At 69.1% G+C, this 8,116-nt stretch carries 1 protein-coding gene; it reads left to right on the plus strand.

Annotated elements, in window-relative coordinates; translation table 11 throughout:
* Window positions 1-182: 182 nt before the first annotated feature.
* Window positions 183-8,116: type I polyketide synthase (locus LX83_RS37025; RefSeq protein ID WP_253780728.1), on the plus strand; the 7,934-nt coding region annotated here is incomplete at its 3' end.

Genomic DNA, 8,116 nt, shown 5'->3' on the forward strand with positions numbered 1-8,116 from the left:
CCACCACCAGCCGCAGCCGCAGTCGCAGCCGGGTCGACGACCTACCCACCTACCCCTTCCAACACCACCACTACTGGCTTCGCGACAAGGCCACCTCGGGAGACGTCCGCTCGTTCGGGCTCACTGCTGCTGACCATCCCTTGCTGGGGGCTGCGGTCGAACTCGCTGACTCCGGTCTGCTGTTGACCGGACGGCTGTCTGTTGACCGCCACCCCTGGCTGGCCGACCACACGATCCACGGCACAACCCTGGTACCCGGCACCGCTTTCGTTGAACTCGCGTGGCGTGCGGGGGAGCGGCTGGGCGGTGCGATGTTGGACGAGCTGACGCTGGAAGCGCCGTTGGCCCTGTCCGGCCAGGAGGTCCAGATCCAACTCGGGGTGGGCGCTTCGGACGACACCGGCCGCCGGCAGCTGACCGTTCACTCCCGCGTGGACGATGATGACGAATGGGTGTGCCACGCCCGTGGCGCGCTGGTGAGTGCCATGCCCGTTCCGGAGTTCGACACCACCGAGTGGCCACCGGCCGGCGCCGAACTCCTCGACACCAGCCACTTCTACGACGACCTGGCGGAAGTCGGGTTTGGCTATGGGCCGGCATTCCAATGTCTGAACAGGGCGTGGCGCCGTGGCAGCGATGTGTTCGCCGAGCTGCACCTGCCCGATGACGTGGTGGACGTTGAGCGGTTCGGTGTCCATCCCGCCCTGCTCGACTCCGCACTGCACGCCGTGACGCTCACCGGTTCGGGTGGGGAACGCAGCCAGCTGCCGTTCGTGTGGAACGGTGTTTCCCTGTACGCGGTCGGGGCTTCGTCGCTGCGGGTGCGCGTGACGAGCGAGATGTCCCTTGACATCGCAGATCAGGACGGAAATCCCGTGGCACGCGTGGATTCCGTCGCGCTGCGCGAGGTGGAGCCGGACGCGGTCGCGTCCTTGCGGCACGGGGCAATGCGGTCGATGTATCGCCTGGCGTGGTCGGAACTGCGGGTTGGGAAGCCAGACAGTGGGACGGAGTTCGTCCTCGTGCCACCGCCGGAAGCGGGTGCCGTGCGTGCCGTGACAAGCCACACGCTGCGGATGATCCAACAGTGGCTGTCCAACGAGCGGGCCGGCCGGCTTGTCTTCCTCACCAGGAACGCTGTCGGTCCTGGGGAAACCGCCGTCGATCCCGTGCAGGCCGCCGTGTGGGGACTGGTGCGTTCGGCACAGGCTGAGCATCCCGACCAGTTCGTCCTGCTCGATGCGGACGACGCGGAAAGCACCACGCGGGTGACCGCGGCCGCGCTGGCGACCATGGAGCCCCAGCTCGCGATACGCGACGGCCGTGTCTTCACGCCGCGGCTGGAATCGGTGCGACAGCCTCGAAGAACCAACCTCGCGTTCGACCCGAACCGCACGGTGTTGGTCACCGGAGCCACCGGGAGTCTGGGGCGGAGCATCTCGCGTCATCTGGTGGACACCTGCGGCGTGCGCCACCTGGTGCTGGTCAGCAGGAACATTGACGAGTTCGACGAGTGCGCAGTCGGACTACGGGAGTCCGGTGCGACCGTGACGGTCGCCAGGTGCGACGTGGCCGAACGGGGCGATCTCGCCGCCGTGCTCGCCCGCATCCCTCCGGAGCACCCGCTCACCGCCGTGGTGCACACCGCCGGTGTGCTGGACGACGGTGTGGTGACCGAGCTGACCCCCGAACGGCTGGACCTCGTCTTCCGGTCCAAAGTAGACGGAGCGGTGCACCTGCACGAGCTTACCGAGGACATGGATCTGTCCGCGTTCGTGCTGTTCTCCTCGGCCGCGGCAACGGTCGGTTCACCGGGCCAGGCCAACTACGCCGCGGCGAACGCCTTCCTCGACGCTCTCGCGCAACGCCGCAGTGCGTCCGGCCTTACCGCCAGTTCGCTGGCCTGGGGTCCGTGGCAGCAGCCCGATGGCGGTATGACGCGCACGCTCTCCGACGGGCTCCGGAGCAAGGCGGAACAGGCTGGAATCACGGAGTTCCCCGTCGAGGAGGGGCTGGCGTTGTTCGACGCCGCGCTCCAGACGGCCGATCCCATGCTCTTGATCATCCGGCTCGACCTGGCCGCGTTGCACCGCCAGCCGAACCTGGCGCCACCGCTGCGCGGCTTGGTCGGTGCTCGGCGGCGCCGGCCGGTCACCGCCGCAGCCACCCTCGCCCGGTCACTCGCCAGCATGTCGGATGACGAGGCCGAACGCGCACTGCTGGGTCTGGTGCGGGACCGGGTCAGCGCGGTGCTCGCACAGCCGAACCCGCACGCCGTGGACCCTGGTCTGCCACTGCGCGAGTTCGGTCTCGATTCGCTCACCGCGGTCGAACTGCGCAACACCTTGGCGGAGAGCACCGGCTTGCGGCTGCCGGCGACGCTGGCGTTCGACCACCCAACCGTCCTGGCGCTGGTCCGGCATCTGCTCGCCGAGCTGCGGGGATCAGAGCGGGCCGTGTCGGCGCCGGTGGTTGCCCCGGCTGACGAGCCGATTGCGATCGTGGGGTTGAGCTGCCGGTACCCCGGCGGCGTCGATTCACCGGAACGGCTGTGGCATCTGGTCGCGAACGGCGTGGACGCGGTCACCGAATTCCCCACCGACCGGGGCTGGCGCCTCGACGAGTTGTACGCCCCGGAACCCGGCACGGCTGGCCGGAGCTACACCCGGTCGGGCGGTTTTCTCCGCGACGCAGCGGAGTTCGACGCCGACTTCTTCGGGATCAACCCGCGTGAGGCGCGGGCCATGGACCCGCAGCAGCGGCTGCTGCTGGAAATCTCCTGGGAAGCCCTGGAGCGGGCGGGTATCCCGCCCACGTCGGTACGGGGCAGCCGGACCGGGGTGTTTGCTGGCGTGATGTACCACGACTACGGGTCGTGGCTGTCCGACAGCTCCGGTGTTGCCGAGGAACTCGGTGGGTATCTCGGCCTGGGCAATGCGGGAAGCGTGGCATCGGGTCGGATCGCCTACGTCCTCGGCTTGGAGGGACCGGCCGTCACGATCGACACGGCGTGCTCGTCGTCCCTGGTCGCACTGCACATGGCAAGCCAGGCCCTCCGTTCGGGGGAGTGCGCGCTCGCGCTGGCGGGCGGCGTGACCGTGATGTCGACACCTGGGACGTTCGTCGAGTTCAGCCAGCAACGCAGCCTCGCTGCGGATGGCCGGTGCAAGGCATTCGCGGCCGCGGCCGACGGCACCGGGTGGTCCGAGGGTGCGGGCATGTTGGTGCTGGAACGGCTTTCCGACGCACAACGGCTTGGCCATCGGGTTCTCGCCACGATTCGCGGCTCGGCGATCAACCAGGACGGGGCGTCCAACGGCCTGACCGCACCGAACGGCCCGGCCCAGCAGCGTGTGATCCTCGACGCGCTCGCCAGGGCCCAGCTCGAACCATCCAGTGTGGACGCCGTGGAAGGGCATGGAACCGGGACCGTGCTCGGTGACCCGATCGAGATCCAGGCACTCCAGGCGGCCTATGGACAGGATCGTGACCGTCCGCTGTGGCTCGGGTCGCTGAAGTCGAACATCGGTCACACCCAGGCTGCGGCCGGGGTCGCCGGCGTGATCAAAATGGTGATGGCGATGCGGCACGGCATGCTGCCTCGAACACTGCATGTCGACCAGCCGACCCCGCACGTCGACTGGACCGCCGGTGAGGTCCGCCTACTCACCGAGGCCGTACCGTGGCCAGAGACCGGGCGGGCCCGGCGGGCCGGAGTGTCCTCGTTCGGTGTCAGCGGCACCAACGCGCACGTGATCGTTGAGCACTTCCCGGATGGCGACGTCCCCGAATCGAGTACCCAGGAACACGGGGGACCAGTGCCGTGGGTGTTGTCCGCCCGGACCCCAGCCGCGTTGCGGGCACAAGCGAACCGCCTGCTGACACATCTTGGGAATACTCCGGAACTCGCCACGGCCGACGTGGGCTTCACACTCGCGGCCGGACGCGCCGTGCTCGCACACCGGGCGGTGGTGCTGGGCAACGACCGGGACGAACTGCTCACCGGACTCGACCGGCTGCGCCAGGATATGCCCGCGTCGAACGTCGTCCGGGGTGGGGGTGGCAGGGGCGGGACAACTGGTGCCGTGTTCGTCTTCTCCGGCCAGGGTGGCCAGTGGGCGGGAATGGCCGCGGACCTGCTCGCCACGTCGCCGGTGTTCGCCGAACGCATGCGGGCATGCGCGGACGCGCTCGACCCGTACGTGGAGTGGTCACTGCTCGACGTGATCCGTGATGCCACCGAACTGACCCGGGTGGACGTGGTCCAGCCCGCGCTGTTCGCGGTCATGGTGTCACTTGCGTCCCTGTGGCAGTCGTACGGTGTCCGCCCCGAGGTTGTGGTCGGGCACTCCCAAGGCGAGATCGCCGCTGCGGTTGTCGCAGGTGGACTGTCTCTTTCGGATGGTGCGCGACTGGTGGCACTGCGCAGCAGGGCGCTGGTCGAGCTGTCCGGATCGGGCACGATGGTCGCGGTGTCGGTGCCGGTGACCAACCTGCCCGCACTGTTGGCCAAGTGGGGGGACCAACTCGCTGTCGCCGCGGTGAACGGGCCGGTGTCAGCGGTGGTGTCCGGCTCCCGGGAAGCGGCCGTGGAGTTGCTCCGTGACTGCGCGGAGAACGGGATCGCGGCACGCGAGATTCCGGTCGGGTATGCCTCGCACAGTGCCCAGGTCGAGCGGCTCAAGGACCAGCTGATCGATGCGATCGGTCCCATCGAGCCCGGACAGGGCGAGATCCCGTTCGTGTCCACCGTGACAGCCGACCTCGTCGACGCGGCCCGTCTCGACGCCGAGTACTGGTACCGCAACCTGCGCGAGACCGTGCGGTTCGCCGAGGTGACCGAGGCCCTGCTGGAGCAGGGACACCGGGTGTTCGTCGAAGTCAGCCCGCATCCGGTACTGGCCACCAGCCTTCAGGAAACCATCGACGCCGCGCGGCGAACAGCCGTGGTGATCGCGACCTTGCGTCGAGGTGAGGGAGACCTCGGTCGATTCCTGACCTCAGTGGCCGAGGCTCATGTCGAGGGCGTCCCGGTCAACTGGTCCGCCACCTTCGGGGACGGGCCGGCCGTGGTCGATCTGCCCACCTACGCCTTCCAGCGGGAGCGGTACTGGCTGCCGAGGACCCACAGAGCGGGTGACCTGGCACGCGCGGGGTTGGGCCGGGCGGGGCACCCGTTGCTCGGCGCCGTGGTCGCCCTCGCGGACGGGAACGGCGTCGTGTTCACCGGCACGCTCGCACTGCGCGAGCAGCCCTGGCTTGCCGATCACACGGTGCAGGGCCGGATTCTGGTTCCGGCTGCTGCCCTGCTCGATCTGGCGTTGTTCGCCGCGGATCAGGTGGGATGCACCGGGGTGGCGGAACTGACCTTGGAACAGCCCGTGCTGCTGTCGACGTCCGAGGATCTGCGCATGCAGGTCGTGGTGGGGGCGGTGAATGGGGACGGCGAACGACCGGTGAGCATGCACACGCGGCACGCCGACCAGGACGGAACCTGGACCCGGCATGCTTGCGGAACGTTGACCGCCGATGGTGAGGTCGAGCTGTTCGACCTCAGCGAATGGCCGCCCGACGGCGCCGAACTGGTCGACATCGGCGATCTCTACCCACGCCTTGCCGAAGCCGGATTCGGTTATGGGCCGGCGTTCCAGGGACTGCGCGCGGTGTGGCGACGTGACGAGGACCTTTTCGCCGAGGTGGTCCTACCTGGACAAGATGAGGATTTCCACAACTTCTGGCTGCATCCCGTCCTGCTGGACTCGGTGCTGCACGCGGCCATGACCGAACCAGGCGTACCGGGCCTGCCGTTCTGCTGGTCCGGCGTGACGCTGCCCACGGCACGTGTTCCCGCCCTGCGGGCACGACTCGCGCGAGCGGACACGGGCGGCACGTCGCTACTGCTCGCCGATGATGCCGGACGACCGGTGGTCTCGGTCCGATCCCTGGTGGCGCGGCCAGTAGCAGTGGACGACCTGGCCGGCTCGGTGCCCGACGCCGTGTTCCGGGTGGAGTGGATTCCCGTCGACTACGCGAAGTCGGTCCGGTGCACCGTGGTGGACGATCCGACGGGGTTGATCGAGTCGATCAACCAGGGAGCACCCGTTCCCGAGGCGGTCGTCGTGCCGCTGCCACTCCAGAACAACGCGGCAGTGCTCACCAGCGTGTACGACGCCACGGAGAACGTTCTTCGGCTGCTGCGGTGGTGGCTCTCCCACGAACGCTTGACCGACACGCTCCTGGTGTTCCAGACGTGTCACGCGGTTGGTGCGGGTGTGCGGGATCTGGCCGGAGCCGCTGTGTGGGGCCTGGTGCGATCGGCCCAGGTGGAGTTTCCCGGCCGCGTGGTGCTGCTCGACACCGATGACCTGGCGGCTGCGCCGGACGCGGTTCCGTCCGGGGTGTTCCAACTCTCCGTGCGGAACGGAGTGCTGTACTCGCCACGCCTGGTACGGCGCCCGCAGCTGCCGGCTGACGCCGCCGCAGATCTCGACCCGGCGGGCGCCGTCCTGATCACGGGAGGTACTGGCACGCTGGGCGGGCTGATCGCCAGGAACCTGGTCGCAGAGCACGGCGTGCGCCGGCTCGTGCTCGCTGGTCGGCGTGGCGCCGCAGCCCCTGGAGCGGCGGAACTCGTCGCGGAACTCACCGAGGCCGGAGCAGAGGTCACGCTCGCCGCGTGTGACTTCGCTGATCGGTCCGCTGTGGCCGACCTGCTCGCGTCCATCGACACACCGCTGACGGGGATCGTGCACGCGGCCGGCGTGCTGGCCGACGGAGTGATCACCTCACTGGACCAAAAGCAGTTGGCCGCGGTGTTGCGACCGAAGGTGGACGGGGCGTGGCATCTGCACGAACTCACCAAGGATCGAGAGCTGGCGATGTTCGTGCTGTTCTCGTCCGCGGTCGGCACACTCGGTGGCGCAGGCCAGGCGAACTACGCGGCAGCGAACGCCTTTCTCGACGGCCTGGCCGCCCACCGGCGGGCGAACGGACTGCCAGCTCAGTCCTTGGCGTGGGGCGTGTGGGCGCAGGCCAGCGGCATGACGGAGCACATCGACCGGTCGAAGGTCGGCCCCGGCGTCCTACCGCTGTCCACAGCGGACGCGATTCGCCTGTTCGACGTGGTGCGTTCGGCCGACGAGGGGGTTGTCGTTGTCGCCCGGTTCAACCTCGCCGAGCTGGGCGGTCCAGGCGACCAGGTACCGGAGCTGCTTCGCGGGCTCGTGCCCGCCCGGCGCACACCCGACCCCGAACCGGTGATGGCAGAGCGCCTCGCTGGACTGTCCACCGAGGCGCGGATCGCGATGGTCACGGAACTGGTGAGCGCGCACACGGCTGCTGTGCTGGGGCACTCGTCCGCCGCCGCCATCCCCGCCGGACGGGCATTCCGCGACCTCGGGTTCGACTCGTTGACCGCGGTGCAGTTGCGCAACCGGCTGACCGGTGTGACCGGACTCCGCCTGCCCGCCACGCTGGTCTTCGACCACCCCTCTGCAGAGGCGCTCGCGCGTCACCTGGTCGACCGGCTGGTGAATCCGGACGGGGGAAGGGCCGAGCTGGTCACGGTCGCGAGCGACCAGGACGAGCCGGTCGTGATCGTCGGCATGGCGTGCCGCTTGCCAGGCGGTGTGGCGGGGCCGGAGGACTTGTGGAGTCTGCTCAGCGGAGGAGCGGACGTGATGGGTGGTTTCCCGGCGGATCGCGGCTGGGAGATGCCCGGGGTGTCCACTCCGAGCCCGGACCACGGGGGAACGCCAGGTCCTCGGTCCGGTGGCTTTCTGTCCGATGTGGCTGGTTTCGACGCGGACTTCTTCGGCATCTCGCCGCGTGAGGCGTTGGCGATGGACCCGCAGCAGCGGCAGCTGCTGGAGGTGTCCTGGGAGGTGTTCGAGCGGGCGGGCATCGACCCGCTGTCACTGCGCGGCAGCCGCACCGGGGTGTTCGCCGGGGCGATGTCCGGCGACTACGTGGCGCTGCTGGGTGCCGACGCCGAGGGGTACGTGAGCACTGGTGTGTCCGGGAGTGTGTTGTCGGGTCGGGTGTCGTACGTGTTCGGGTTCGAGGGGCCGGCGGTGACGGTGGACACGGCGTGTTCGTCGTCGTTGGTGGCGTTGCA

It is taken from the genome of Goodfellowiella coeruleoviolacea, from assembly GCF_024171785.1.
GTDB classification, from domain to species: Bacteria; Actinomycetota; Actinomycetes; order Mycobacteriales; family Pseudonocardiaceae; genus Goodfellowiella; species Goodfellowiella coeruleoviolacea.